This is a genomic window from Bacillus sp. LUNF1, from assembly GCF_011008975.1.
GTDB lineage: Bacteria > Bacillota > Bacilli > Bacillales > Bacillaceae > Bacillus > Bacillus velezensis.
The window spans coordinates 3,606,982-3,632,566 of sequence record NZ_CP048876.1 but is presented as its reverse complement, the minus strand read 5'-3'; the positions used below and the strand labels follow the sequence as shown (position 1 = coordinate 3,632,566).

Below are 25,585 nucleotides of genomic sequence, written 5' to 3'. Positions count from 1 at the left end.
GTATCTGCGTGAGCAGTGTATGTCTGAAAAGGAAGTGAAGATATGAGAAATAACAAGCTTTCCTTTAAAGAAAAAGCAGGAGCCGCACAAGAAGAATGTTTATGTTTTTGCGAGGAAGAAGCAAGCCGTGAAGCGATGTTTCAAGCGCCGATTGAATTGCCTGAGGGATTTGTTGTTGATCCGGCTGAAGCTGTTGCAAACGTGACGTGGAATGCAGACAGCCTTTCTTGTGTCATTGAACGCTGTTTCATTGAGACGGGGCCAGAGCCTGATGAAACCGGTGTTCAATTCGCAGTGCGCCTGCAGGGAACTGTTACGCTTCTCGTCAGTGTCTCACCAGTGCGAAATCAATATGGACAAGGGAACGGGTCTGTTTCTGTCATCCGCAATGCAGAGATTGACCAAGTCGTCTATTATTCTGATGAACCAAATGATTGCCCGGATGTCAGTGACATTACGATCGAGAACCTTGTTGTCGTTCCGCCATTCTATGGCAGTCCTTTATCGGTGACGGGCACGATTGTGTTTGTTCCTGAGCCGGAACCCGTTTATGCGTTTACAGCGAATCCAAATGATCAATCAGTTTCTGTGATTGATACAAACACTCATACTGTTGTGACAACGATTGCTCTACCGTACCGGCCGACAGGTATTGAAATAACTCCGGATAAAAGCGCTGTGTTTGTTTTGCACTTCAACAATAATGTGATTTCTGTCATCGATTATGACACTTTAACAGTGACAGCATCCATACTGCTGGATCAGCCGCCTGGATCGATAAAATGTATCCCAAATCATGAGTTTGCTTATGTTCTCGGCGATACTGCGATTTATGTGATTGGAATTGATACGTTAACTGTGGATAGGTCGATTCCTGTGGAAGGATTTGATTTTGCAATTGATCCCAATGGGTTATTCGCCTATGTTCTTGATTTTGGTTTAGTGCAAAAAGCGGACCTATTCACCGGTGAAGTCACAGGAACGATTGAACGAGAGCTTATCGTATCATCTATAGAAACAAATTGGCCGGAGCGGTATGCGTATGTCTTAGAACAAGAATTCTTATTCAATTATTTGACGGTTATTGACTTAAATACGTTTACGATCAGCATTACCCAAGAGCTGGAGCCTGATGGCCAATATGTAATGTTTACGAGTGGATCAGAGGTGTATTTATATGACAGCTTCACTGGCAATTTATATGCTGTCAGTCCGAATGGTGCAGGCGTTATAGGTAATGTTCCGCAATCGGCAAGAGACTTTGCGTTTACTCCGAATGGCGAATTTCTGTATGCTGCTCATTTTTTAGAGCAGAACATCACTGTTTACAACACGGATGATTATTCTGTGGAAACTGTGATATCTCTTGGGGTTTCACCGGGAGCTATTGTGATTTAACCAACTGCATGCTGTACATTTCTAAAAGGACGTGAATTGATGAAAAAGAATGATCTGTCTGCTTTACAGGAAAATTGTTTCTGTTTTTGTGATGAGGAAATTAGCAGAGAAGCGCCGTTTCAAGTGCCGATTGACATTCCCGAGGGGTTCACCATTGATTCTGCCGAAGCAGCTGCGACGGTTACATGGAGTACTGCTCATTTATTATGTATCAGTGAGCCTTGCTTAATCCAGACTGGGCCGGAACCAGAAGATATCGGTGTTCGATATGCCGTGAGAGTTAAAGGGACCGTTACGCTTCTTGTCAGTGTGTCGCCTGTACGAAATCAATATGGACAAGGGGACGGGTCTGTTTCTGTGATTCATACTGAAGAGATTGATCAAGTTGTTTATTATGCAGCGCAGTCTGGCCGCTGTCCTGATTTCAGTCAAATAACAGTGGAAGATCTTCTCATTGTACCGCCTTTCTACGGCAGTCCGCTTACGGTGACCGGGACACTTGTTTTACCGCCATCGAGAGACCCTCAATCGTATGTGTTTACAGCCAATTCAGGAGACAGCACGGTTTCGGTTATTGATTCAGATTTAAACACTGTTGTAAAAACAATCCATTTTTCTGACGTGCCAACTAATCTAGGCGTTACTTTCGATAAAGCTTTCACGTATGTCCTCCATGGGAATACCAACCTTGTCTCAGTGCTAGATAATAAAACTTTAACCATCATAAATACCATCACTGTTGGAGGAGGGCCGAGAAAGGTTGAATTTGATTCAACAGATGAGTTCGCGTACGTGATGGCCGCCGGATCTATATATATGATCAACATGGCCTCTCAATCGGTCATTGATGTCATTCCGATACCCGGCGCTTTAGACTTTGCTCTTGATCCTAATGGACAGTATGTCTATACCGCTAATGGAAGCAGTTGGTCGGTTGATAAATATGATGTAAATACTGGGCAGTTGGTAGAAAGTATCATAGATACATTTGAATTTCCCAGTTTAATTGCCACTCCTTACGCTGGAAATTTTGCGTATGTGTTGAATGGTGAGCTGCTGCCGAAAGGTGTAACGGAGATCAGTTTGTCACCATTAAGCAGGGGAGGCGACTTCAACCGTTTATTTGAAACTCTGAGGACGATTGTATTTTCTCGCGATAGCACTAGGGCTTATTTTCTAGAGCCATATAGTGAACCGTTTCTCATTAATAACTTATACGTAGTTAATACGGCTGGACAGAGGATCATTGCAAACGTGTCTCTGCCCGGCGCCTTTGACCTCGCCGTAACACCTGATAATCAGTACATTTATGCAGCACAGCCCGACGACAATACCGTAACCGTATACCGCACGAGTGATTATACAGCCATGACGGTGATTCCGGTTGGGGCTGGTCCGTCAGCGATTGCGATGTAGCTTATTTCACAGGTTGAGAGAAGCAGAGCTGCGATAAAAAAATCGTTTATAAATAAATGAGCCGATCTGCTGGATGGCAGCCAGGATGATTAAAAACAGCAGTTCACTTATGGTGAAACTGAGCATCCACCAAACCCCGGCTCCTGTCAGCGCTCCCGCAAGCCCTTTTTTGAACAGGCTGCCATGCTGGAAAAGCTGCAGCAAGTACGTCCGCATAAAATACAATAAATACAAAATCAGTAACACCGTGAGTCCCATTGATACGGCAAGGGGCGTGTGAAAGCGGAAAGGGACGGCTTTGACGATTTCGAACACGCAGCCGAATATGATGACTTGGCATAATACAGCAGCCATCACGTGTGTTTGGCGGACGTTTTTATAGCTGTCACGCAGCGCTTTGACATCGTTGGCATTTCTGCTGCACAATCTATGCTGCTGGAAGTCGCAGCAGCTTCGATGAGACTGTTTGGGTTTCTGAAAAGCTGCTGTCATGTTTTTCACGGATTGGGTGACATAGTGATATGATTTTCTCTTCTCATAAGGAACTGCTTTTTATGAGGTTTATCTTCAAATCTAATGAGCAATGATGGTAAGATAGAAGCAGTTGAAGTTTACAAACTGAAGGATTATACTATTCAAGTCAAAGCGGAATGATGAAAAGGACGTGTCAAAATGAAACAAGAGACACCGATAACACTCCATGTGAAGTCTGTGATCGAGGATGACGGAAATGAGGAAGTCATCGAATTCCGTACTACCGGATTTTACTATGTAAAACAACAAAAAGTGTATCTATCTTATTATGAAGAACACGACCTGGGCAAAGTAAAAACGATTGTGAAGGTGAGCGAAGGCGAAGTCCTGATCATGAGGTCAGGCGCTGTTAAAATGAATCAGCGTTTCATAACGGGAGCTTCCACAATTGCGAAATATAAAATGTCATTTGGTGAGCTTGAGCTGCAAACAAGCACAAAATCGATTCAATCTGATCTCGGTGAAGAAAAAGGCCGAATCAGCATCGCATATGACATGCATGTCGGAGACGAGCAGCAGCATTTACATAATATGACGATCACGTATGAGGGAGGAACTCACGCATGAACATTGCGGAACAAATGAAGGACGTGCTGAAGGAAGAGATCAAAGCGGCCGTTCTGAAAGCGGGCCTGGCGGACGAAAGCCAGATTCCAAGCGTACTGTTAGAAACGCCGAAAGAAAAAACACACGGTGATTATTCCACAAATATGGCGATGCAGCTGGCGAGAATCGCAAAAAAAGCGCCGCGTCAAATCGCTGAGGAGATCGTGGCGTCATTTGATAAAGGCAAAGCTTCCATTGAAAAGATGGATATTGCGGGACCCGGCTTTATCAACTTTTACATGAACAACAGCTACTTAACAAAACTGATTCCGTCCGTGCTTGAAGCGGGTGAACATTACGGAGAGACAAACATCGGACAAGGCGAAAAGATTCAGGTCGAATTCGTATCGGCCAACCCGACGGGAGATCTTCACTTAGGCCATGCGCGCGGCGCGGCGGTAGGTGACGCGCTGTGCAGCGTGCTTTCTAAAGCGGGCTATGATGTGAGCCGCGAATACTATATTAATGATGCGGGCAACCAGATTAACAACCTGGCGCTTTCCGTTGAAGTCCGTTATTTTGAAGCGCTCGGTCTCGAGAAACCGATGCCGGAAGACGGCTACCGCGGCGAGGATATTATCGCCATCGGGAAAAAGCTTGCCGAAGATTTCGGCGACCGTTTCGTACATGAAGAGGAGAGCGAACGTCAGGCGTTTTTCCGTGAATACGGCTTAAAGTACGAGCTTGATAAACTTCGCTCCGACCTGGAAAATTTCCGCGTGCCGTTTGACGTATGGTATTCTGAAACGTCACTGTACGAAAACGGAAAAATTGATCAGGCGCTCGAGGCGCTTCGCGAAAAGGGCCATGTATACGAAGAGGACGGCGCGACATGGTTCCGTTCCACAACGTTCGGCGACGATAAAGACCGTGTGCTGATCAAAAAAGACGGCTCATACACTTATTTGCTGCCGGATATCGCATACCATAAAGACAAACTTGACCGCGGATTCGACAAGCTCATCAATGTATGGGGCGCGGATCACCACGGGTATATTCCGCGTATGAAAGCGGCAATTGAAGCGCTCGGTTACAAGAAAGGCACATTGGAAGTTGAGATCATTCAGCTCGTTCATTTATACAAAAACGGCGAAAAAATGAAGATGAGCAAACGTACGGGGAAAGCCGTAACGATGCGCGACCTGATTGAAGAGGTCGGCCTTGACGCGGTCCGTTATTTCTTCGCGATGCGCAGTGCTGATACGCACATGGATTTTGACTTGGATCTTGCCGTATCCACATCTAACGAAAACCCTGTGTATTATGCGCAATACGCACATGCACGTATTTGCAGCATGCTTCGCCAAGGGGAGGAGCAGGGACTTAAACCGGCGGCAGATCTTGATTTCAGCCATATTCAATCAGAAAAAGAATATGACCTGCTGAAAACGATCGGCGGCTTCCCTGAGGCAGTGGCAGAAGCGGCGGAAAAACGCATTCCTCACCGTGTCACAAACTATATTTATGATCTGGCTTCCGCTCTGCACAGCTTCTACAATGCGGAGAAAGTCATCGATCCGGAAAATAAAGAGAAGAGCCGCGCGCGTCTCGCTTTAATGAAGGCGACGCAAATTACGCTGAACAATGCGCTTCAGCTGATCGGCGTATCCGCTCCGGAAAAAATGTAATGATGATCAAAGGACAAAGTCTTCGGGCTTTGTTCTTTTTTTGTATATAAAGCGTGTGATGTAATTCACAATCCCGCACACTGAGTTTTTGTATGATAAGACTGATATTGAATCAGTGAAAGGGGCAAGCCGAATGATCAATCGTCAACATATTCAATTATCGTTGCAGTCATTAAGCTTAGTGGCAGGGTTTATGGTGTGGGTGCTGATTTCATCGCTCATTTCTCAAATGACATCAGATATTCATTTAAGCAAAGGCGAGATTTCATTGGTGACGGCGATTCCCGTTATTCTCGGATCGCTTCTCCGTATTCCTTTAGGATATTTAACGAACAGATATGGCGCGCGGCTGATGTTTATGATCAGCTTCATCCTGCTTTTGTTTCCTGTATTTTGGATCAGTATCGCGGATTCTTTATTTGATTTAATCGCGGGCGGCTTTTTCTTAGGGATCGGGGGAGCGGTATTCTCCATCGGAGTGACGTCCCTCCCGAAATATTATCCGAAAGAAAAGCACGGTGTCGTCAATGGGATTTACGGTGCCGGAAACATCGGAACTGCCGTTACTACCTTTGCGGCGCCGGTTATCGCTCAAGCCGCGGGATGGAAAGCAACCGTGCAGATGTATCTTGTTTTGCTGGCTGTTTTCGCATTACTGCACGTTTTGTTCGGCGACCGGCATGAGAAGAAAGTCAAAGTTTCCATAAAGACACAAATGAAAGCCGTTTACCGAAATCATGTGCTGTGGATGTTGAGCCTGTTTTATTTTATTACGTTCGGCGCCTTTGTCGCCTTTACCATCTATCTTCCGAATTTTTTGGTTGAGCATTTTGGGCTGAGCCCTGCGGACGCCGGTCTGCGGACGGCCGGCTTTATTGCGGTCTCTACACTGCTCAGGCCTGTGGGAGGGTTTCTTGCAGATAAACTGAGCCCGCTCCGTATTCTGATGTTCGTTTTCGCAGGGCTTACGCTGTCAGGCGTCATGCTGTCATTCTCCCCGACGATCGGTCTTTATGCGTTTGGATCGCTGACGGTGGCAGTCTGCTCAGGGATTGGAAACGGGACTGTATTTAAACTGGTGCCTTTCTACTTTTCGAAGCAAGCGGGGATTGCCAACGGTATTGTGTCAGCTATGGGCGGACTGGGCGGTTTTTTCCCTCCGCTGATTCTGGCAAGTGTATTTCAGGCAACAGGCCAATACGCGATCGGGTTTATGGCGCTTTCAGAGGTCGCGTTAGCCAGCTTTGTCCTTGTGATCTGGATGTATTGGCAGGAAAAAATGAAAACACATACGGAGAGAAACAGTCAGAGCCTCAATTCATAATGATCCATTCACAAGATTGTTAGTTTTTTCTGGGTGAGTGCAAATCAAGTCACGTTACAATATACATACGCAACGTGACTTTCTTCGAGGTGAGCTCATGAATATTCTCTCTGTCCGAAAATCTGATAAAGAACTTCTTTCCCGCGAACTGCATGAATTGCTGGAATCGATCAGTACGAAAAGGAAAATGAAAAAACACACGTATTTGTTTCAAGAAGGAATGGATGCAAAAGAGCTTTATCTGATTCAATCAGGACTCATTGAAATCGGCAAGCTGACGTCTGACGGAAAAGATCTGACGCTTAGAATCTGCCAAAAAAACGATATTGTCGGGGAATTGACGCTATTCACAGATGAGCCGAGATATATGCTCAGTGCGAAAGTGTTAGAGGATGGCGAGGTGCTCGTCATTAATAAAAACAAGCTGGAAAAGGAATTGATCCAAAACGGTGTTTTGACGTTTGAATTTATGAAATGGATGAGCACCCATCTTCGAAAAATCCAGTCCAAGATCAGGGACCTGCTTCTTCACGGCAAAAAGGGGGCGCTCTATTCCACCCTTATCCGCTTATCAAACAGCTACGGGGTGGATCGAAGCGACGGGATTCTGATTAACATTGTGCTGACAAATCAGGATTTGGCTAAGTTTTGCGCGGCGGCAAGGGAGAGCGTCAACCGCATGCTGGGAGACCTCCGCAAACAAGGGGTTATTTCGATAGACGAAACCGGAAAAATTATTTTGCACAAGCGGGACTATTTACGGTGTGAGATCGAGTGTGAAAATTGTCCGCTTGAGATCTGCAATATTGACTGAAAAAAACAAGGACAGCGGTGTCCTTGTTTTTTTACCTTGTGATAAACAGGCACATGACGGCAAGAAAGAAGCCGGCATTTACGATTTCCAGAATGCCGATCGTTTTCACCGGCCAGTCTCTTCCGTGAAAAAACCAGGCCCGCAGACTGCTTGGGATAAAAGCGAGAAACGCCCAGCCTGCCCCGAGAAGAGCCGATAAAAAGGGGAGCAAGAGGTGATATCCCCACGACCAGTATGCAAAGGTTCTGTTTTTTCTCTCCCGGATGACCGATTTCACATAAAAAGAACTCCCGACAAAAAATAAAGCGGATTGCAAGAATAGAAACCAGGCCCAGCCGTCAAGGGTTCCCGTTCCCAGCCAGCAGCTCGCAAGCCCGCCTGAACAAAAGAACAGAACACCTGCAATATCATTCGTGAGCGCCCGTTCGTTTTTTCGGCGGGCATAATGCGTATGTATGAGAAACAGCGGCAATAAAAAAACGCCGATCCAGACGAGCTGCGGCTTATGAAAGACAGAAATGATCAAAAAGCAGCAGGCCGGAAAACCGTAATACCATATCCACTTTTGATAGAGCTGAAGCTGTTTCTTTTTCAAAGCGAGCGAAACGGGATAAACCGTTAAGAAAGGAACAGCCAGCCCAAAAAGAGCGGAATATGCCAGAAAACCGGGCCTCCCTTGACCATGCCGAGTAAAAATGGAATCAGCAGCATCGCCCATGCGCCGTGCTGCTTCGGAATCATCGCCTTCATCGAAACCCTCCTTTTTATTTCATTATAAGTGCAAACACTCTCCTGATAAGTGACTTTTATCATACAAGCTGTGAAATACATCACTGCCGTGCAGGCTCAATCGGGCTACACTAAAGCTATCCTTAGCACAGGAGGCTTTCCTATGAATCAGTGTGACTATTTATTATTTCTGAAACAACTTCCTATGTTTAATGAAGTGCCTCTGTCCATTGTCGAAACCTTGCTGAAAAACGGGACGTTTATCCGCGGCTCATCTGACCAATCTCCATCCTTTCTTCATTCACAATCCGTTTATATTGTATTAAAAGGCAATATCCGTTTTACGGACAGCAGGCTCCCTGAAGGATCGCAAACCGTTGCGCTGTGGGAAAAAGGCGATGTGTTTCCGATTGATGAAAAAGGCGGGCTCTCTTTATCGCCTTTTATCTCAGTCAATGCCTCACCGGATATTCTGGTACTCCATATTCCATATTCCGTAATTAAGCAAATGATGTCTTACCATCCGCGGCTGCAAATGAACTTTTTGGCGATGCTTCAGCAAAATGTCTTCTGTTCCTATCAATTGTTTTTGCGGTACCTGCATACATCACGGGATGAAAACGCCGAACCCGGTTCTTAAACAGAACCGGTTTTTTTGATGACGCCGGGCGTCCCCATATCGTTTGAAAATCCTTCCTGCTGCTTTGTGTGAACGTTTTGTGAAAAAAGCAGAGTGTGTGACATAGTTCACAAGGTGATGCGCCGTCTCTGTTTATAGTGTACATAGCATTACCTGACTCGGAAGGAGTGAACGATCATGAAGAAAAAGAAAATGAGTCCGTTGCTCAGGAGATTAAACTATTTTTCTCCTATCGAACATCATTCAAATAACCATAGCCAAACGACAAGCGAAGATCGTGATTGGGAGAATGTATACAGAAACAGATGGCAGTACGACAAAGTCGTTCGCTCCACCCACGGCGTCAACTGTACGGGTTCTTGCAGCTGGAATATTTATGTGAAAAACGGAATTGTCACGTGGGAAGGACAAAACTTGAATTATCCATCAACAGGCCCGGATATGCCTGATTTCGAACCGAGAGGCTGTCCGCGGGGGGCCAGTTTTTCTTGGTACATCTACAGCCCGCTCCGTGTGAAATATCCATATGTCCGCGGTGTGCTGATCAATTTGTGGCGGGAAGCGTTGCAGGCGCATCAAAATCCGCTGGATGCCTGGAAATCGATCGTCGAAAACCCTGAAAAAGCGAAGTCCTATAAACAGGCAAGGGGGAAAGGCGGCTTTGTCCGCGCGGAATGGCCGGAGGTGCTGAAGCTGATTTCAGCCTCTCTGCTGTATACAGTGATGAAATACGGGCCTGACCGGAATGTCGGTTTTTCTCCGATCCCGGCGATGTCCATGATCAGCCACGCATCAGGTTCGCGATTCATGTCGTTAATCGGCGGCCCAATGCTCAGTTTTTATGACTGGTATGCGGATCTTCCGCCGGCGTCCCCGCAAATTTGGGGCGACCAGACGGACGTTCCGGAGAGCAGTGATTGGTACAATTCAGGCTATATCATCACATGGGGCTCCAACGTTCCGTTAACGAGAACGCCTGATGCGCATTTTCTGGCGGAAGCCCGCTATAAAGGCGCCAAGGTCATTTCAATCAGCCCGGATTTTGCGGAATCCTCAAAGTTTGCGGATGACTGGCTGAGTATCCGCCAGGGGACTGACGGGGCGCTTGCGATGGCGATGGGTCACGTCATTTTGCAGGAATTTTACGTGAACCAAGAAACTGAACGTTTTATTGAGTACGCGAAGCAATACACCGATTTTCCATTCTTCGTCACTCTGTCAAAAGAAAACGGCGTGTATACAGCCGGGCGGTTTCTGCATGCAAAAGACATCGGGCGGCAGACAAAAAATGATCAGTGGAAGCCGGCGGTCTGGAATGAACAGACAGGTGCGTTTGCCATACCGCAAGGAACAATGGGCTCCCGCTGGGACGGGCAGCAGAAATGGAATCTGCACATGATCGACGAAGACACCGGGGAACAGATTGAGCCCCGTCTCTCCGTGCTCGGAATAGAGGACGAAATCGGCATGGTGCGCATTCCGTATTTTTCAAATGACGGAAACAAAGTGCTGGAGCGGAATCTTCCTATTAAAAAATTGGATCTGAATGGTGAGGAGACGTACGTCACGACCGTGTTTGACTTGATATTGGCCAACTACGGCGTGAACCGGGGCATCGGCGGACAATCAGCCGCATCTTATGATGATCCCCGTCCGTTCACACCTGCCTGGCAGGAACAGATCACGGGAATTAAAAGAGAAGCCGTTATACAGATTGCCAGGGAGTTTGCCCAAAATGCGATCGATACAGACGGCAGATCCATGATTATCGTAGGGGCCGGCATTAACCACTGGTTCAACTCCGACACGATTTACCGTGCGGTGTTAAATCTTGTTTTACTCGTAGGCGCCCAAGGCGTAAACGGCGGAGGCTGGGCTCATTATGTCGGTCAGGAAAAGCTCCGTCCCGCTGAAGGGTGGCAGACGATTGCAACCGCAAAGGACTGGGAAGGCGTGCCTAAACTGCAAAACGGCACCTCGTTTTTCTACTTTGCGACAGACCAGTGGCGTTATGAAGACCAGCCGATCAGTGACTTGGCTTCACCGATCGCCGCGTCATCCCGCTACAAGCATCACGCCGATTACAATGTGCTGGCGGCGCGATTAGGGTGGCTTCCGTCTTACCCGACATTCAATCAAAACGGCATTGATCTGTACAAAGAAGCTGAGAAGGCGGGGGCGGCGACACCTGAAGACGTAGGTGCGTACGTGGCCTCACGGCTTCAAGAGAAAAAACTGAAATTCGCGATTGAAGACCCAGACAATGAAGTGAATTTCCCAAGGAATCTCTTCGTATGGCGGGCAAATCTGATCTCAAGCTCAGGAAAAGGGCATGAATACTTTCTTAAGCATCTGCTGGGGACGACGAACGGTTTGATGAATGACGACAGCGACAGCATTCGCCCTGAAGAAATCAAATGGAGGGAGCAGGCACCGGAAGGAAAGCTCGACTTGTTAATCAACCTCGATTTTCGAATGGCGGGTACGGCGCTGTATTCCGATATCGTGCTGCCGGCGGCGACATGGTATGAAAAACACGATCTCAGCAGCACGGATATGCATCCGTTTATTCATCCATTTGCTCCGGCCATCTCGGCGCCGTGGGAATCGAAGTCAGACTGGGATATTTTCAAGGCGCTGTCAAAAGCCGTTTCCGATCTGGCGGAAGAAGTCGATATGGAGCCGGTGAAAGAGGTAGTCGCCACGCCGCTCCTCCACGACACGATGCAGGAATTGGCCCAGCCGTTCGGCAAAATCAATGACTGGAGCAAGGGTGAATGTGAAGCCATTCCGGGAAAAACGATGCCGAACATCCATGTCGTTGAACGGGATTACAAACACATTTTTCATAAAATGACCGCGCTTGGTCCTCATACGGCTTTAAAACCGAGCGGAACAAAAGGGATGAGCTGGTCGATTGCGGATGAATATGAATCACTCAAACAGAGACTGGGAGAAACCGATTCAAACAGCGTTGCCAAAGGATGTCCGAATATAAGTGAAGCGAAGCAGGCGGCGGAAGCGATTTTAACCCTGTCGTCCACCTCCAATGGAAAAGTCGCCGTGAAAGCATGGGAATCGCTTGAAAACATCACAAACCTGAAGCTGAAAGACCTGGCGGAAGAGCGCGAGGAAGAATGCTTTACGTTCGAGCAAATTACAGCCCAGCCGAAAACGGTCATCACCTCTCCGGCCTTTACCGGCTCAGAAAAAGGAGGGCGAAGGTATTCGCCGTTTACGACGAATGTGGAAAAATTAATTCCGTGGCGGACGCTGACAGGCAGACAATCCTATTATGTCGATCATGAACTGATGATGGAATTCGGTGAAACGATGGCGACATTTAAACCGATCCTCCAGCACCGTCCGTTCCTAAGCAAGCGGCCTGATCAAGAGGGCAAAGAGATCGTTCTTAATTATTTGACGCCGCATAATAAATGGTCCGTCCACAGCATGTATTTTGATTCTCTGCCGATGCTGACGCTGTTCCGCGGCGGGCCGACCGTGTGGATGAATAAAGATGATGCTGCGGATACGGATATCAAAGACAACGATTGGATTGAATGCTTCAACCGAAACGGCGTTGTCGTCGCGAGAGCGGTTTTGTCTCATCGGATTCCTAAAGGAATGGCGTTTATGCATCATGCCCAGGACCGCCACATCAATGTGCCCGGCACAAAACTGACGAATAACCGCGGAGGCACCCATAACAGCCCGACAAGGATCCACGTCAAGCCGACCCAGATGATCGGGGGCTATGCCCAGCTCAGCTACGGCTTTAACTATTACGGTCCGACGGGGAATCAGCGCGATCTGAATGTCGTCATCCGCAAGCTGAAGGAGGTCGATTGGCTTGAAGATTAAAGCGCAAATCGGGATGGTCATGAACTTGGATAAATGCATCGGCTGCCACACGTGCAGCGTCACCTGCAAAAACACGTGGACAAACCGTTCCGGTGCGGAATATATGTACTTCAATAATGTAGAAACAAAGCCTGGCATCGGCTACCCGAAGCAATGGGAGGATCAGGACAAATATAAAGGCGGCTGGACGTTGAAAAAAGGAAAGCTTGAACTGAAGTCAGGCCCGAAAACAAACCGGCTTGCAGGCCTTTTCTATAACCCGAACCAGCCGACGATTGATGACTACTATGAACCTTGGAACTATGATTATGAAACGTTAACAAACAGCCCGCAGAAAAAACACCAGCCGGTGGCGCGCCCGAAATCGTCCTTAACGGGGGATTTCATGAATATCGAATGGGGCCCGAACTGGGAAGATGATCTCGCGGGCGGCCATATTACAGGGCTTGAAGATCCAAACGTTCAAAAAATGGAGGAATCCATTAAAACGGAATTCGATGAGGTCTTTATGATGTATCTGCCGCGTATTTGCGAACACTGCATCAATCCGGCGTGCGTGTCATCCTGTCCTTCCGGCGCCATGTACAAACGCGATGAAGACGGCATTGTGCTTGTGGATCAAAACGCATGCCGTTCATGGAGGTATTGCGTGTCATCCTGTCCTTATAAAAAAGTCTATTTTAACTGGCAAACGAACAAAGCGGAAAAATGCACACTCTGCTTCCCGCGATTGGAGGCGGGGCTGCCGACTATCTGCTCTGAAACGTGTGTGGGCAGAATCCGCTATCTCGGCGTCATGCTGTATGACGCGGACAAAGTGGAGGAAGCGGCATCGGTTGAAAATGAAAAGGATCTCTACCATTCCCAACTGGACGTTTTTCTTGATCCGAATGATCCTGAGATTGCCAAACTGGCAAAAGAACAAGGCATCCCGGCTGAATGGATAGAGGCTGCGCAGCGATCGCCGATCTATAAAATGATCATTGACTGGAAGATTGCGCTTCCGCTTCACCCTGAGTACCGTACGCTGCCGATGGTTTGGTACATTCCGCCGCTCAGCCCGATTATGAATCTCTTTGAAGGAAAAGGCAGCCGGCAAACGGCGGAAGCGATTTTTCCGGCTATCGACCAAATGAGAATTCCGATTGACTATTTGGCGCAGTTATTAACGGCGGGGGATACGGATCATATTCGGTCCACGTTAAAGAAAATGTCTGTCATGCGCCAGTATATGAGGGCGGTTCAGACGAATAAATCCATCGACCCGGCATTGGTCTCCAGTGTCGGCTTAACAGAACAGCAAATTGAAGACATGTACCGGCTGCTGGCGATCGCCAAATATGATGACCGCTTTGTGATCCCGAGCAGCCATCGTGAAGAAGTGTCTGATTTATACGCTGAACAAGGGAGCTGCGGCTTATCATTTTCAGGCGGCCCGGGCTCTTGTTTCTAATTTTTCATAAATGAGGTGTAATAACATGAACACCACAGACCGGCAAATGACGTTCTCCGCTCTTTCCGTTCTTCTCTCATATCCGGATGAAGAGTGGAGAGCCGGGCTTCCCGATTGGAAGGCTCTTATCCATGACATCACCAATCAGCAAATCCGGGAGAAATTGCTGCACTTTTTAGAGGCGGCAGCCGGCTTTTCTCCGGAAGCGCTGATTGAACACTATGTGTATACGTTCGATTTTGGGAAAAAAACGAATATGTACGTCACTTACTTTAACTCAGGCGAACAAAGGGAACGCGGCATCGAATTGCTGCATTTAAAAAACACCTACCAGCAATCCGGTTTCCTGCCGACAGATAAAGAACTGCCAGATTACCTGCCGCTGATGCTGGAATTCGCCGCAGTTGCGGAGATTGAAGCAGCGAGAAGCGTGTTTGAGAAATATCTTTCCAATGTGAGGGAACTGGCATCCCGCCTCGAAAAAAATGACAGTATATACGCTGAACTGCTGCACGTGCTGCTGGCCGCGCTTGAAAACATCGGTGTACGTGAAAGCACTGAAGAAGGGGCTGTTCAGGCATGAACGGACAGATCCTCTGGGGTATTATGCCATACATTGTATTGACGATCTTTATCGGCGGGCATATTTACCGCTATCAGCATGACCAATTCGGCTGGACGGCGAAATCAAGCGAGCTGTTAGAAAAGAAAAAACTCGCCGCTGGCAGCACACTTTTTCATTGGGGACTGCTATGCGTTGTCGGCGGACATGTCATGGGAATTTTGATCCCGGAAGGCGTGTATGCTTCTCTTGGCATTTCCGAGCATATGTATCACAAAATGGCGATTGGCGCAGGCCTGCCGGCGGGGATCGCGGCATGTACCGGACTTGTCATCCTGACGTACAGAAGGCTGTTTGACAAAAGAATCCGCAAAACCAGCTCGCCATCGGATATCCTGACGCTCATCCTGCTGCTTTTTATGATGCTGTCGGGCGTTGCGGCCACGTTCCTCAACATTGACTCGAAAGGATTTGATTACAGGGCAACAGTCGGGCCGTGGTTCAGGGAAATTGTTTTGTTCCGCCCTGACGCTTCTTTGATGGAAAGTGTCCCGCTATGGTTTAAGTTTCATATCATCATAGGGTACGTCGTTTTTATCCTTTGGCCGTTTACAAGATTGGTTCACGTGTTCAGCCTGCCCCTCAAGTATTTGACCCGCAGCTATGTTGTCTATCGGAAACGCACGTGAAAATCCCCCCTGCAAGAGGGGGATTTTTTATGGTGAAAAAATAAAAACATAAGATATTTTCTGCCAAGGTAATGGCTGGTAAGCGGGGATTCATGTTATGTTTTATTTGGAAATAACATCAACGAAAGGAGAGTGAAGAATGAAGCGGATTTTCCTCATTTTAGCCGCCTGTCTGATGACAAGCGCCGGCGTCCTGACACTCAGACATTCTCATGTATTAACCGGCGGCACAGCGGGACTGTCACTAAGCCTGTCATACGTGTTTCATTCCTCGTTTGCGATTATCTTCTTTCTGATTAATATCCCGTTTTATATATTTTCTCTCATCAGAATGGGAATCAAATTCACTCTATCCACCGTTTTTGCAGTCACAGTGCTGACTCTGTTTACCGGCGCGGATCACTGGCTGCCGCCGGTCTCTGTTTCACCGCTTGCCGGGGCGATTTGCGGCGGGGCGCTGATCGGGTTGGGCTTGTCGCTCATGTTTTATCATCAGGCATCGCTCGGCGGCGCCAATATCCTCGCTTTATTTCTGCAAAAGCGCTGCGGATGGAATCCGGGTGCCGTTAATTTCCTCTTCGATTTTGGCGTCGTGCTGGCCGGCATTTTCTCCGTCGGATTGCTGAAAGGGCTCTTCTCCTTAGTGTCGATAGCGGTCACCGGTCTGATCATCGGCATCTTCAAAAATAAAATCAAAGGCAGCTGCTCGCTCAATCCGGCATTGCTTCAGAACATCACACCCGGCCAATCACAAGAAGCTTCATCATAAGCCTTTCCGCTCGTGCGGAGAGGCTTTTTCATATGTTTACAAGCCGGAAAACAGAGGGTATACAGAGATATCGGATCAGATGGGAGAGAGTCGGGATGCTGAAAAGGAGACTGGAATTTTGCTTTTTATATATGATGCTTATCGGAGCATATGTCATATGGTTTTTTCCGGTTTCCAGGCTTGAGTTTTACGGAGGGGTGCTTTGCTATGCAAGCATTATTTTGTTCAGCATCTATTCGTTAATTCTTGAAAACCGCACCTCGCAGCACACGTTGTTATGGATTCATATTCTTGTGTTTTTTCCGATCGCCGGGTACTTATTTTACCTTTTTTCCGGCCAGCTTTATGAAAAAGGCAAGCTGTTCAGGTCGAAACGGACATACAACCGGGAAAAGCTGAGAACGATATTTGATATGGAACAGACACCCGATCTGACCGAGCTGAAAGGAAATCAGAAGCGTTTCTTTCAATATTCAATCAAGGCGTCCCATATGAATATCAATACAAAAAGCAGGCTGAAGGTGCTCAAAAACGGGGACGAAACATTTCCTGAGCTGTTTGAGGCGCTCCGGGAGGCCGCGTCATTTATACATATTGAGTATTACATGTTCAAATCAGACATGCTCGGGCACAAGATGATGGACATTATGATGGAAAAGGCGCGTCAAGGCGTGGAAGTGCGGTTTTTGTTCGACGCGGCCGGCAGCCTGAAGCTGGCCGGAAAAGATATTAAAAAACTGAAACGCGCGGGCGTGAACATCGTCCCGTTTCTGCCGCTGAAATACGGTTTTTTCAACCAAAAATTCAATTTCAGAAATCACCGCAAGATCGTCATCGTTGACGGGAAAACCGGTTTTGTCGGCGGGCTGAATGTCGGCAAGGAGTATATCGGCAAAGACCAAGATGTCGGCTTTTGGCGGGACACCCATATGAAAGTCGAAGGAGAAATCGTTCAGACGCTCCACAGCATTTTTATGCTTGATTGGGAATACGTTTCGGATGAGGTGCTGATTGATCAGAAAGCATACAGCCGCCCGGTCCCTGCAGAAAGCGGCGGCGTCTATCAAGTCGTTCCGACAGGCCCCGATATGAAGGAGCGGATGAGCGATCTGTATTACGCCATGATAGCGGCGGCCGAATCGTCTGTATGGATCGCGACGCCTTATTTCGTGCCGAATGAGCCGATCCGCACAGCGCTAAAGGAGGCTGCTGCCAGAGGCGTCCGGGTGCGTGTCATGGTGCCGGAAACCAATGACGGGTTTTTAACCCAGTACGCGACGAGATCGTATTTCCCCGAGCTTCTTCGCGAAGGAATCGAAGTCTATTCCTATCAAAAAGGCTTTATGCATCAAAAGGTGCTCATCACTGACGGAAACCTCGCCTCTGTCGGGACAGCGAATATGGACATGAGAAGTTTTCAGCTGAACTTTGAAGTCAATGTCTTTTTTACAGATCAAGAGGCGATCAAAGATCTTGAAGCGCATTATCTGGAGGATATGAAGGAGTCTGAAAAAATCAGCCCCGTCCGTTTCTATAAACGCACATTATGGGAAAGAACGAAGGAATCCTTCGCACGGTTATTTTCCGGCGTTTTATAAAAAACGCTTTTAAAACTCCTTGTGTATAGTATAATTGAGAAATATTATCATTAAGAACGAGGCACAAGGAGGACGGAATCGTGCTGCGACAATTTTTTTCTTATTATAAACCGTACAAAAAGCTGTTTTTTCTCGACTTCTTTTCTGCCATCGCCGGCGGATTGATGGAGCTGAGTTTTCCTCTGATTGTCAATTACTTTATCGATACATTGCTCCCGGGGCGGGATTGGAGTCTGATTATTTTGACTTCAGCGGCTTTATTCGGGGTCTACGCCCTCAGCTCGGCGCTTCAGTATGTTGTGACGTATTGGGGCCATATGCTCGGCATTAACATTGAAACCGATATGCGGAAAAAGCTTTTCGACCATCTGCAAAAGCTTTCGTTCAAATTTTACGATAACAACAAAACTGGCAGTTTAATGTCCAAGCTCACCAATGATTTGATGTATATCGGAGAAACCGCCCATCACGGACCTGAAGACCTGTTTATCGCGATTATGACGATTTTGGGCGCGTTCGGTGTGATGCTGTTTATTAACTGGCAGCTTGCGCTGTTGACTTTTATCATTATGCCGGTCGTCATTTGGCTTGCTTTGTATTTTAATAAAAAAATGACCTCTGCGTTTACAAAACTGAACAAAGACGTCGGGGACTTCAGCGCGAGGGTTGAAAACAATATCGGCGGCATCCGTCTTGTTCAGGCTTTCAGCAATGAAGCGTTTGAAATGAAGCGGTTTGACGTGAACAATCAGCGTTTCCGCAAAACAAAGCTGACGTCATATAAAATCATGGCGAAAAACGGCTCGATCAGTTACATGCTGACAAGATTCGTCACGCTGTTCGTCCTGTTGTGCGGGACATGGTTCGTGATCCGCGGATCGCTATCTTACGGGGAATTCGTCGCTTTTGTGCTGCTGACGAACGTTCTGTTCCGTCCGATTGATAAAATCAACGCGATTATTGAGATGTATCCGAGAGGCATTGCCGGTTTTAAAAGCTTTATAGAAATACTGGAAACGGAGCCTGATATCAAGGACGCCCCGAACGCGAGACATGTGTCCGGTTTAAAAGGGAATATCCGTTATGATCGTGTGTCATTCGGTTACGAAGAAAACAGTCCGGTTCTGTCGGGAATCAATTTGTCCATTCATGCCGGGGAGACAGTCGCATTCGTCGGGCCTTCGGGAGCGGGAAAATCAACGCTGACAAGTCTGCTGCCGCGCTTTTATGAGCCGTCTGAAGGCGTGATTTCCATCGACGGAATCGATATTAAGGACATGACGCTGTCATCTCTGCGCGGACAAATCGGCGTCGTCCAGCAGGATGTCTTTCTGTTTTCCGGCACATTGCGGGAAAACATTGCTTACGGGCGGCTCGATGCGTCTGAGGAAGAAATCTGGCAGGCCGTCCGCCAGGCGCATTTAGAGGATTTGGTAAACGGGTATCCCGACGGTTTAAACACGGTGATCGGCGAGCGCGGCGTGAAGCTGTCAGGCGGGCAGAAGCAGCGGCTTTCCATCGCCAGAATGTTTTTGAAAAACCCGTCGATCTTAATTTTAGACGAGGCTACATCAGCCCTCGATACAGAAACAGAAGCCGCCATTCAAAAATCGCTGCAAGAGCTGTCTGAAGGACGCACAACGCTTGTGATCGCCCATCGGCTGGCTACGATTAAGGATGCGGACCGGATCGTCGTCGTCACGAAAGAAGGCATTGCTGAACAAGGTCATCATAAGGAACTGCTGGCATCCGGCGGCATGTACCAGAGACTCCATCAGGCCCAATTCGGCGAGCTGATACATCAATAAAAGAAAAAGGATAGACAAAAGGGGCCGGGCAGCCTCCTGTCTATCCTTTTTTTATGTAGTCCGTATTTAATGGGCTTCTTTTTGCGCAGGTTCGATGATATGTTTGAAACGGTCAACAAGCTGCACCGCTTTCTTTCCTTCCACTACAATTAAATATTCTTGTTCTTTATGGGCCATTCTGAACGTTTCCAGCTCAATGATATCTTTGATTTTGCACATCGTTTTTTTAGAGTAGATATACAGCTCGTGGCCTCCCGTGTGGCAAAGCTGATAAAGCTGAAGCATGTTTCGCAAAGTGAACTTCTTAGCGGCTATTTTCAAAGATGTAATGTTTTTCATATGTTTTCTCCTCCGTCTGATGGTCTGTTATTTCGGAAATTCCCCATATAAACGGGTGATAAACCTGGTTATGCCTTCCACTTCAGCACTCCGCCCGCCAGGCGTTTGACTCCGCGGATGGCGCTTAATTCTTCGACGAGCCGTAGCAGCGCCCGGTCTTTCTCTTTCGCCTCAATCATAAAGTCGATGTCCGTATCCCATTGTCTGAACCGCTCCAGCACCGGCAGAATAAAATTCGCATCCACATAGTCCGCATGACTGCGTACGGCTGATTCTGATTTTGGCGAGGAGAGATGGACCTTCGGCTTTAAGCCGATCCGCTGCCATGTTTTGATCATCCGCGGAAGAATGTCATCTAAATCAGCGTCATCGGTCGGATTGGCGTAAAAATGGTGATAATCAAACACAAACGGAATGCCTTCTTGCTCACATACACTGAGTGTTTCCTCGGACGTATATGTTTTATCATCGTTTTCTAAAGTCATCCGCTGTTTGATGACATCGGGAAGTTCTTTCAGATTCACGCGGAAACGGCCAAGCGCGCTTTGTTTGTCACCGTAAGCGCCTCCGACATGGATGTTGATGACGGAACGGTCCGCGATGCCCATTGCGTCCAGCATGTCATAATGATAGGCCATATCCTTGACCGCATTTGCGGTGATCTCCTGTTTCGGGCTTGTAAAAAGCGTGAATTGGTTCGGATGAAAGCTCGTTCTGAGGTCATATTTTCTGACCAGCCCGCCGATCTCACGGAACTCCTGGCGAAACGGCGTGACAAAATCCCACAGCACATCCGGATGGGTGGCCAGCGGCACAATCGAGCTTGAGAACCTGTACAGCGGGATGCCGTGTCCGATCACATAATGGATCGTGCGCAGCGTATTGGTAAGATTGGCTTTCGTCACAGAAAGCAGGGCCTCTTTCCGCTCACTGCGGGAAAGCTTGGTATAGCGCGCATATGTTAAGGTTTTTGCGGGGGACGCGTCCCAAAGGCACATGGCGTTTGCGACGAATCCGAATCTGAACAGCATATGGTTTCTCCTTTATAAAAAGTAAGATATGGCCTTTCCCAGCCATTCTGCAGGAAGCTGTCTGACGGAGCGCTGTTTCACTTTTTCTAATGTGAGAAGCTCGGATTTTTCGATGTCCTGCTTTATGGTTGAAAGCACTTCCTTTGTAAAGGCTTCATCATGAATGATGACATTCACCTCTTCATTCCAGAACAGGCTCCGTTTATCAAAATTCGGCGTGCCGATAATGCTGATGCGGTCATCTATAATGAAGGCTTTGACATGATAAAAGCCTTGATAATACCGATAGATGAGGCAGCCGGCCTTCAGAAGCTCGGGATAATAGGTAAAAGCTGTTTCCCGAACGAGCGGGTGGTCTGATTTCATCGGAACGATCAAGATGACTTTGACGCCTTTTCGGCAGGCTGAAATAAGCGCTTCCTGAAGCTTTTTGCTCGGTACATAATAAGGCGTGCCGATAATGATTTTTTTTTCCGCCTTACGGATGCAGTTTTCATAATGCGATTCAAGCGAAAACCCGTCAGATGCATATGTCCTATGAGAGATATTCCCTTCGGATAATGCCGGATAAACCCCGGGTGATCCGGGTGCTTTTCCGGTGTTTCGTTTCAGATCGCTTACAAAAAGAGTCTGAAGATCCGCCGTGCCTTCGCCGGTCATCCGCAGGTGATAATCCTCCCAGTTTCCGAACTTCGCTTTTTTGCCGAGGTACTCTTCAGCGATATTAAAACCGCCGACATACCCGATTTTGCCGTCAATGACGGTCACTTTCCGGTGATTCCGTTTTTGCAGCCTGAAAAAAAGAAACGGAAATGCCGGTTTATTTAGAAAATGAACGTGAACGCCGGCTTTTTTCATCGTTTGAATGGAAGGCTTTTTCACTTGGCGGCTGCCCGCCCAATCGAGCAGCAGATATACGGAGACGCCGGCTTGGGCCTTTTCTTTCAATAAATCAAACATCTCATGGCTGACTTGGTCGTTCTTCATAATAAAAAACATCATATGAATAGAAGAGACGGCTTGGCGGATATCAACCGTCATCTGCCGCACAAGCTCGCTGCCGCAGTGAATGAGTGTGATATCACTCTTTTTCGGGTCAAAAACGGGCTCATACGCCTGTTTTTTGTACGCCGCCCGGCCAAGCAGCATATCAAGCAGTATAAGTGCGATCAATATGATAAAAATGACAAGCAACACAAAAATGACCTTCATACCGACGCTCCTTTCCGAAGTATTCGTAGTGTGCCCTGAGAATGTGAATTTAATTATTGACTGAACACTCATTCATTATTTATGATAAAGTAAAGATATGACAATGAAGAGGGGTATCAGAACAAAGGGGGAGACAAGATGAACGCATTTCTCATGGTAAACGCGCTGCTGTTTTCAGCTGTAACCGCTTACGCCGTTTATTTATTCGTTTACCTGATCAGAACGAGGATCGCTTATATTAAGCTCGGCCAAAGGGAAGAATTTGATAAACGCCTGAAAGAACGTCTTCAGAAGATATGGGTGAATGTGTTCGGACAGAAAAAACTGCTGAAAGATAAAAAGAGCGGAATCATCCACGTTCTGTTTTTTTACGGTTTTATACTCGTTCAGTTCGGCGCAATTGATTTTATTCTGAAAGGGCTGCTTCCTGACCGCCATCTGCCGTTCGGTCCGCTTTATCCGGCGTTTACCTTTTTTCAGGAAATCGTCACGTTTTTGATTTTAATCGCCGTAGTCTGGGCGTTTTACCGGCGCTACATTGAAAAACTCGTCAGACTGAAACGCGGGTTTAAAGCGGGGCTTGTCCTGCTGTTTATCGGCGGACTGATGGTGACAGTGCTTCTCGGGAACGCCATGAACCTTTTATGGCACGATCATTCTCTGTCTTGGACGGAACCGATCGCTTCCTCCATTGCGTTTGTGCTCGGCGGTCTTTCAGCGCCGGCGGCCGCCGCCGTGTTTTATGTTTCATGGTGGCTTCATCTGTTGTTTTTGCTCAGCTTTTTAGTGTACGTGCCGCAATCAAAGCATGCGCACTTAATTGCGGGTCCGGCGAATGTGTTCCTCAGCAGGCTGGATTCAAAAGGAAAGCTGGAAAAAATCGATTTCACCGATGAGACGAAAGAAAGCTACGGCGTCGGAAAGATTGAAGACTTCCGCCGCTCTCAGCTTGTCGACCTATACGCCTGCGTCGAATGCGGCCGCTGTACAAATATGTGTCCGGCCTCCGGTACGGGCAAGATGCTCTCGCCGATGGACCTCATTTTAAAGCTCAGAGACCATTTGACGGAGAAAGGCGCTGCCGTGACGTCAAAATCTCCGTGGGTGCCCGCGCCCGTTTTTCAGCACACGAAGGCGAATCAGCTCGCCGCGGCTTCCTCAGGGGGAGGATCGCGTGAAGCGGCGGCAGCCATTGATTACAACCCGAGCTTAATCGGCGAGGTCATCACGGAAGAGGAGATTTGGGCATGCACCACTTGCCGCAACTGTGAAGATCAATGTCCGGTCATGAATGAACACGTTGATAAAATTATCGATCTGCGCCGCTATCTTGTGCTTACGGAAGGGAAGATGGACAGCGACGCGCAGCGGGCCATGACAAGCATTGAAAGACAGGGAAACCCGTGGGGCTTAAACCGGAAAGAGCGGGAGAACTGGCGGGAGCAGGCCGATACAGAGATTCCGACAGTGAAAGAAATGAAAAAACAAGACAAAGAGTTCGACTACTTATTTTGGGTCGGCTCAATGGGTTCCTACGATAACAGGAGCCAAAAGATTGCCGTCTCATTTGCAAAGCTGCTTAATGAAGCGGGCGTATCCTTTGCGATTCTCGGCAATAAGGAAAAAAACTCAGGCGACACGCCGCGCCGTTTGGGCAACGAGTTTCTGTTCCAAGAGCTGGCGGAACACAACATCGGCGAATTTGAAAAACACGGGATCAAAAAAATCGTCACGATTGATCCGCACGCCTATAATATGTTCAAAAATGAATATCCTGATTTCGGATTCCGGGCCGAAGTCTATCATCATACTGAATTATTAGCCGAGCTTGTGTCACAGGGGAGACTAAAACCGCTTCACCCGGTGAATGAAACGATTACCTTCCATGACTCGTGCTATTTAGGAAGATACAATGAAGTGTATGAGCCGCCGAGAGCGATCTTAAAAGCCATTCCGGGCGTTCAATTGAAGGAAATGGAGCGCAGCCGCGAAAATGGGATGTGCTGCGGCGCCGGGGGAGGGCTCATGTGGATGGAAGAAGAAACGGGAGCGAGAATCAACACGGCCCGGACTGAGCAGGCGCTTTCTGTCAGTCCGACGGTCATCAGCTCCGGATGTCCTTACTGTCTGACCATGCTCGGTGACGGTACGAAAGCGAAAGAAGCCGAAGACGCGGTCGGCACTTATGATGTCAGTGAATTGCTCGCCATGTCTGTATTCGGCGCTGAAAAACAAGAGTCTTTATAGAAAGAAGCGGGCCGCCGGCGCATATGCCGGTGGCTTTGTTTTCGCACATCAGCCGATTTATGACGGGACGGCTCTAAAATTTCTTAAATTACGCTGTTAAGGGTAGCATATTCTGTTTTAATTTGTTTATAATGAGAGGTATGGTTTATGAACAAAACAATACAAATTCGTTCTTATTATAGGATAGAAACAGATACATATAAGTAATAGAAAGGGAGTGTCCGACCTTGAGTATCAAACAATATTCTCAGGAACAGCTGAAGCAGATGGCTTTAGTTGAAATCGCTCACGAAATTTTCTCAGAACATAAAAAACCGGTTCCGTTCCAGGAGCTGCTGAATGAAATGATCTCCTTGCTCGGTGTTACGAAAGAGGAACTGGGCGACCGTATCGCCCAATTTTATACAGACCTGAACATTGACGGCCGCTTTATTGCTCTGTCAGACCAGACGTGGGGGCTTCGCAGCTGGTATCCGTACGATCAGCTGGACGAAGAAACACAGCCGACTGTAAAAGCGAAAAAGAAAAAAGCGAAAAAAGTCGTTGAGGAAGATCTCGACCTTGATGAATTCGAGGAAGTTGATGAAGATGACATCGATCTCGATGAAATAGAAGAAGATATTGACCTTGACGCAGACAGCTTTGACGACGAAGATATCGATGAAGAAGATGACGACGAGCTTGAGATCGAAGACGATGTGATTGAAGAAGATGAGGAAGATTATGATGATGAGGAAGAGGAACGCAAAGACTGATTTTATATCAGCAAAACGATCTTGACTTTCATTGTCGAACTATGTAGTATGTATTTTGGGCTCTTCAAAAAGAAGAGAATTCATAAGAGTGCTACGCTCCCTTTCAAGAAATTGAAAGGGAGCTTTCTTATTTTCATCTCCCAAATTCTTTTACACATCATTTGTTTTT

The 25,585-nt window shown here is 47.5% G+C and carries 19 protein-coding genes and 2 pseudogenes; 16 read left to right on the top strand and 5 right to left on the bottom strand.

The window, feature by feature from the left end:
- Window positions 1-42: 42 nt before the first annotated feature.
- Complete coding sequence (locus G4O42_RS18035; protein ID WP_032875887.1) at window positions 43-1,398, top strand: YncE family protein; 1,356 nt, start codon at window positions 43-45, stop codon at window positions 1,396-1,398.
- Window positions 1,399-1,437: 39 nt separating this feature from the next.
- Window positions 1,438-2,814 carry a YncE family protein gene (locus G4O42_RS18030; RefSeq protein ID WP_032875890.1) on the top strand — a complete coding sequence of 459 codons (1,377 nt, stop codon included), beginning with the start codon at window positions 1,438-1,440 and terminating at the stop codon, window positions 2,812-2,814.
- Window positions 2,815-2,820: 6 nt separating this feature from the next.
- Here G4O42_RS18030 and G4O42_RS18025 read toward each other — a convergent pair.
- Window positions 2,821-3,333: pseudogene (locus tag G4O42_RS18025) on the bottom strand (bacteriocin biosynthesis protein AlbG); the annotation flags it as partial.
- Between the two features lie 153 nt (window positions 3,334-3,486).
- On the opposite strand from G4O42_RS18025, the gene G4O42_RS18020 reads away from it, so the two are divergent.
- The 4 genes from G4O42_RS18020 to G4O42_RS18005 all read left to right on the top strand — a co-directional run bounded on the left by G4O42_RS18020 (window position 3,487) and on the right by G4O42_RS18005 (window position 7,720).
- The gene (locus tag G4O42_RS18020) at window positions 3,487-3,915 is read left to right on the top strand and encodes a YwiB family protein (protein WP_032869448.1); all 429 of its coding nucleotides are present in this window, start codon (window positions 3,487-3,489) and stop codon (window positions 3,913-3,915) included.
- Window positions 3,912-5,582, top strand: a complete 1,671-nt coding sequence (argS, locus tag G4O42_RS18015) for an arginine--tRNA ligase (protein WP_007407633.1) — start codon at window positions 3,912-3,914, stop codon at window positions 5,580-5,582. The genes G4O42_RS18020 and argS overlap by 4 nt, the downstream gene beginning before the upstream one ends.
- A gap of 133 nt (window positions 5,583-5,715) precedes the next feature.
- Window positions 5,716-6,906: a nitrate transporter NarK gene (gene narK / locus G4O42_RS18010; RefSeq protein ID WP_032875893.1), complete on the top strand. Its 1,191-nt coding sequence runs from the start codon at window positions 5,716-5,718 to the stop codon at window positions 6,904-6,906.
- Window positions 6,907-7,003: 97 nt separating this feature from the next.
- The gene (locus G4O42_RS18005) at window positions 7,004-7,720 is read left to right on the top strand and encodes a fumarate/nitrate reduction transcriptional regulator Fnr (protein WP_032875896.1); all 717 of its coding nucleotides are present in this window, start codon (window positions 7,004-7,006) and stop codon (window positions 7,718-7,720) included.
- A gap of 31 nt (window positions 7,721-7,751) precedes the next feature.
- Here the strand turns inward: G4O42_RS18005 and G4O42_RS18000 are convergent.
- A pseudogene (locus tag G4O42_RS18000) lies at window positions 7,752-8,404 on the bottom strand (YwiC-like family protein).
- A gap of 208 nt (window positions 8,405-8,612) precedes the next feature.
- On the opposite strand from G4O42_RS18000, the gene G4O42_RS17995 reads away from it, so the two are divergent.
- The 8 genes from G4O42_RS17995 to G4O42_RS17960 all read left to right on the top strand — a co-directional run bounded on the left by G4O42_RS17995 (window position 8,613) and on the right by G4O42_RS17960 (window position 19,832).
- Window positions 8,613-9,089, top strand: coding sequence for a cyclic nucleotide-binding domain-containing protein (locus tag G4O42_RS17995; RefSeq protein WP_032875899.1), 477 nt, complete (start codon window positions 8,613-8,615; stop codon window positions 9,087-9,089).
- A gap of 177 nt (window positions 9,090-9,266) precedes the next feature.
- The gene (locus G4O42_RS17990) at window positions 9,267-12,953 is read left to right on the top strand and encodes a nitrate reductase subunit alpha (RefSeq protein WP_032875902.1); all 3,687 of its coding nucleotides are present in this window, start codon (window positions 9,267-9,269) and stop codon (window positions 12,951-12,953) included.
- Complete coding sequence (narH, locus tag G4O42_RS17985; protein WP_032875905.1) at window positions 12,943-14,406, top strand: nitrate reductase subunit beta; 1,464 nt, start codon at window positions 12,943-12,945, stop codon at window positions 14,404-14,406. The genes G4O42_RS17990 and narH overlap by 11 nt, the downstream gene beginning before the upstream one ends.
- Window positions 14,407-14,431: 25 nt before the next feature.
- On the top strand, window positions 14,432-14,989 hold the full coding sequence (gene narJ / locus G4O42_RS17980; RefSeq protein WP_032875908.1) for a nitrate reductase molybdenum cofactor assembly chaperone: 558 nt from the start codon (window positions 14,432-14,434) through the stop codon (window positions 14,987-14,989).
- Window positions 14,986-15,657: a respiratory nitrate reductase subunit gamma gene (gene narI / locus G4O42_RS17975; protein WP_032875911.1), complete on the top strand. Its 672-nt coding sequence runs from the start codon at window positions 14,986-14,988 to the stop codon at window positions 15,655-15,657. Before narJ ends, narI begins: the two co-directional genes overlap by 4 nt.
- 139 nt (window positions 15,658-15,796) lie before the next feature.
- Window positions 15,797-16,426: a YitT family protein gene (locus G4O42_RS17970; RefSeq protein ID WP_032875913.1), complete on the top strand. Its 630-nt coding sequence runs from the start codon at window positions 15,797-15,799 to the stop codon at window positions 16,424-16,426.
- Between the two features lie 95 nt (window positions 16,427-16,521).
- Window positions 16,522-18,024 carry a cardiolipin synthase gene (cls, locus tag G4O42_RS17965; RefSeq protein WP_032875916.1) on the top strand — a complete coding sequence of 501 codons (1,503 nt, stop codon included), beginning with the start codon at window positions 16,522-16,524 and terminating at the stop codon, window positions 18,022-18,024.
- An 80-nt stretch (window positions 18,025-18,104) separates the two neighbouring features.
- Entirely contained in the window at window positions 18,105-19,832 is a 1,728-nt protein-coding gene (locus G4O42_RS17960; RefSeq protein ID WP_032875919.1) for an ABC transporter ATP-binding protein, read from the top strand.
- Between the two features lie 66 nt (window positions 19,833-19,898).
- On the opposite strand, the gene G4O42_RS17955 is transcribed toward G4O42_RS17960, so the two are convergent.
- The 3 genes from G4O42_RS17955 to cls (G4O42_RS17945) form a co-directional block, all read right to left on the bottom strand.
- Entirely contained in the window at window positions 19,899-20,171 is a 273-nt protein-coding gene (locus G4O42_RS17955; RefSeq protein WP_003151087.1) for a hypothetical protein, read from the bottom strand.
- 68 nt (window positions 20,172-20,239) lie between these two features.
- On the bottom strand, window positions 20,240-21,202 hold the full coding sequence (gene uvsE, locus G4O42_RS17950; protein ID WP_014419117.1) for a UV DNA damage repair endonuclease UvsE: 963 nt from the start codon (window positions 21,200-21,202) through the stop codon (window positions 20,240-20,242).
- 12 nt (window positions 21,203-21,214) lie between these two features.
- Entirely contained in the window at window positions 21,215-22,414 is a 1,200-nt protein-coding gene (gene cls, locus G4O42_RS17945; protein ID WP_032875922.1) for a cardiolipin synthase, read from the bottom strand.
- Between the two features lie 138 nt (window positions 22,415-22,552).
- Here cls (G4O42_RS17945) and G4O42_RS17940 point away from each other — a divergent pair, with 138 nt between their 5' ends.
- Window positions 22,553-24,661, top strand: coding sequence for a (Fe-S)-binding protein (locus G4O42_RS17940; RefSeq protein WP_032875925.1), 2,109 nt, complete (start codon window positions 22,553-22,555; stop codon window positions 24,659-24,661).
- Between the two features lie 227 nt (window positions 24,662-24,888).
- Window positions 24,889-25,416, top strand: a complete 528-nt coding sequence (rpoE, locus tag G4O42_RS17935; protein WP_032875929.1) for a DNA-directed RNA polymerase subunit delta — start codon at window positions 24,889-24,891, stop codon at window positions 25,414-25,416.
- Window positions 25,417-25,585 lie beyond the last annotated feature (169 nt).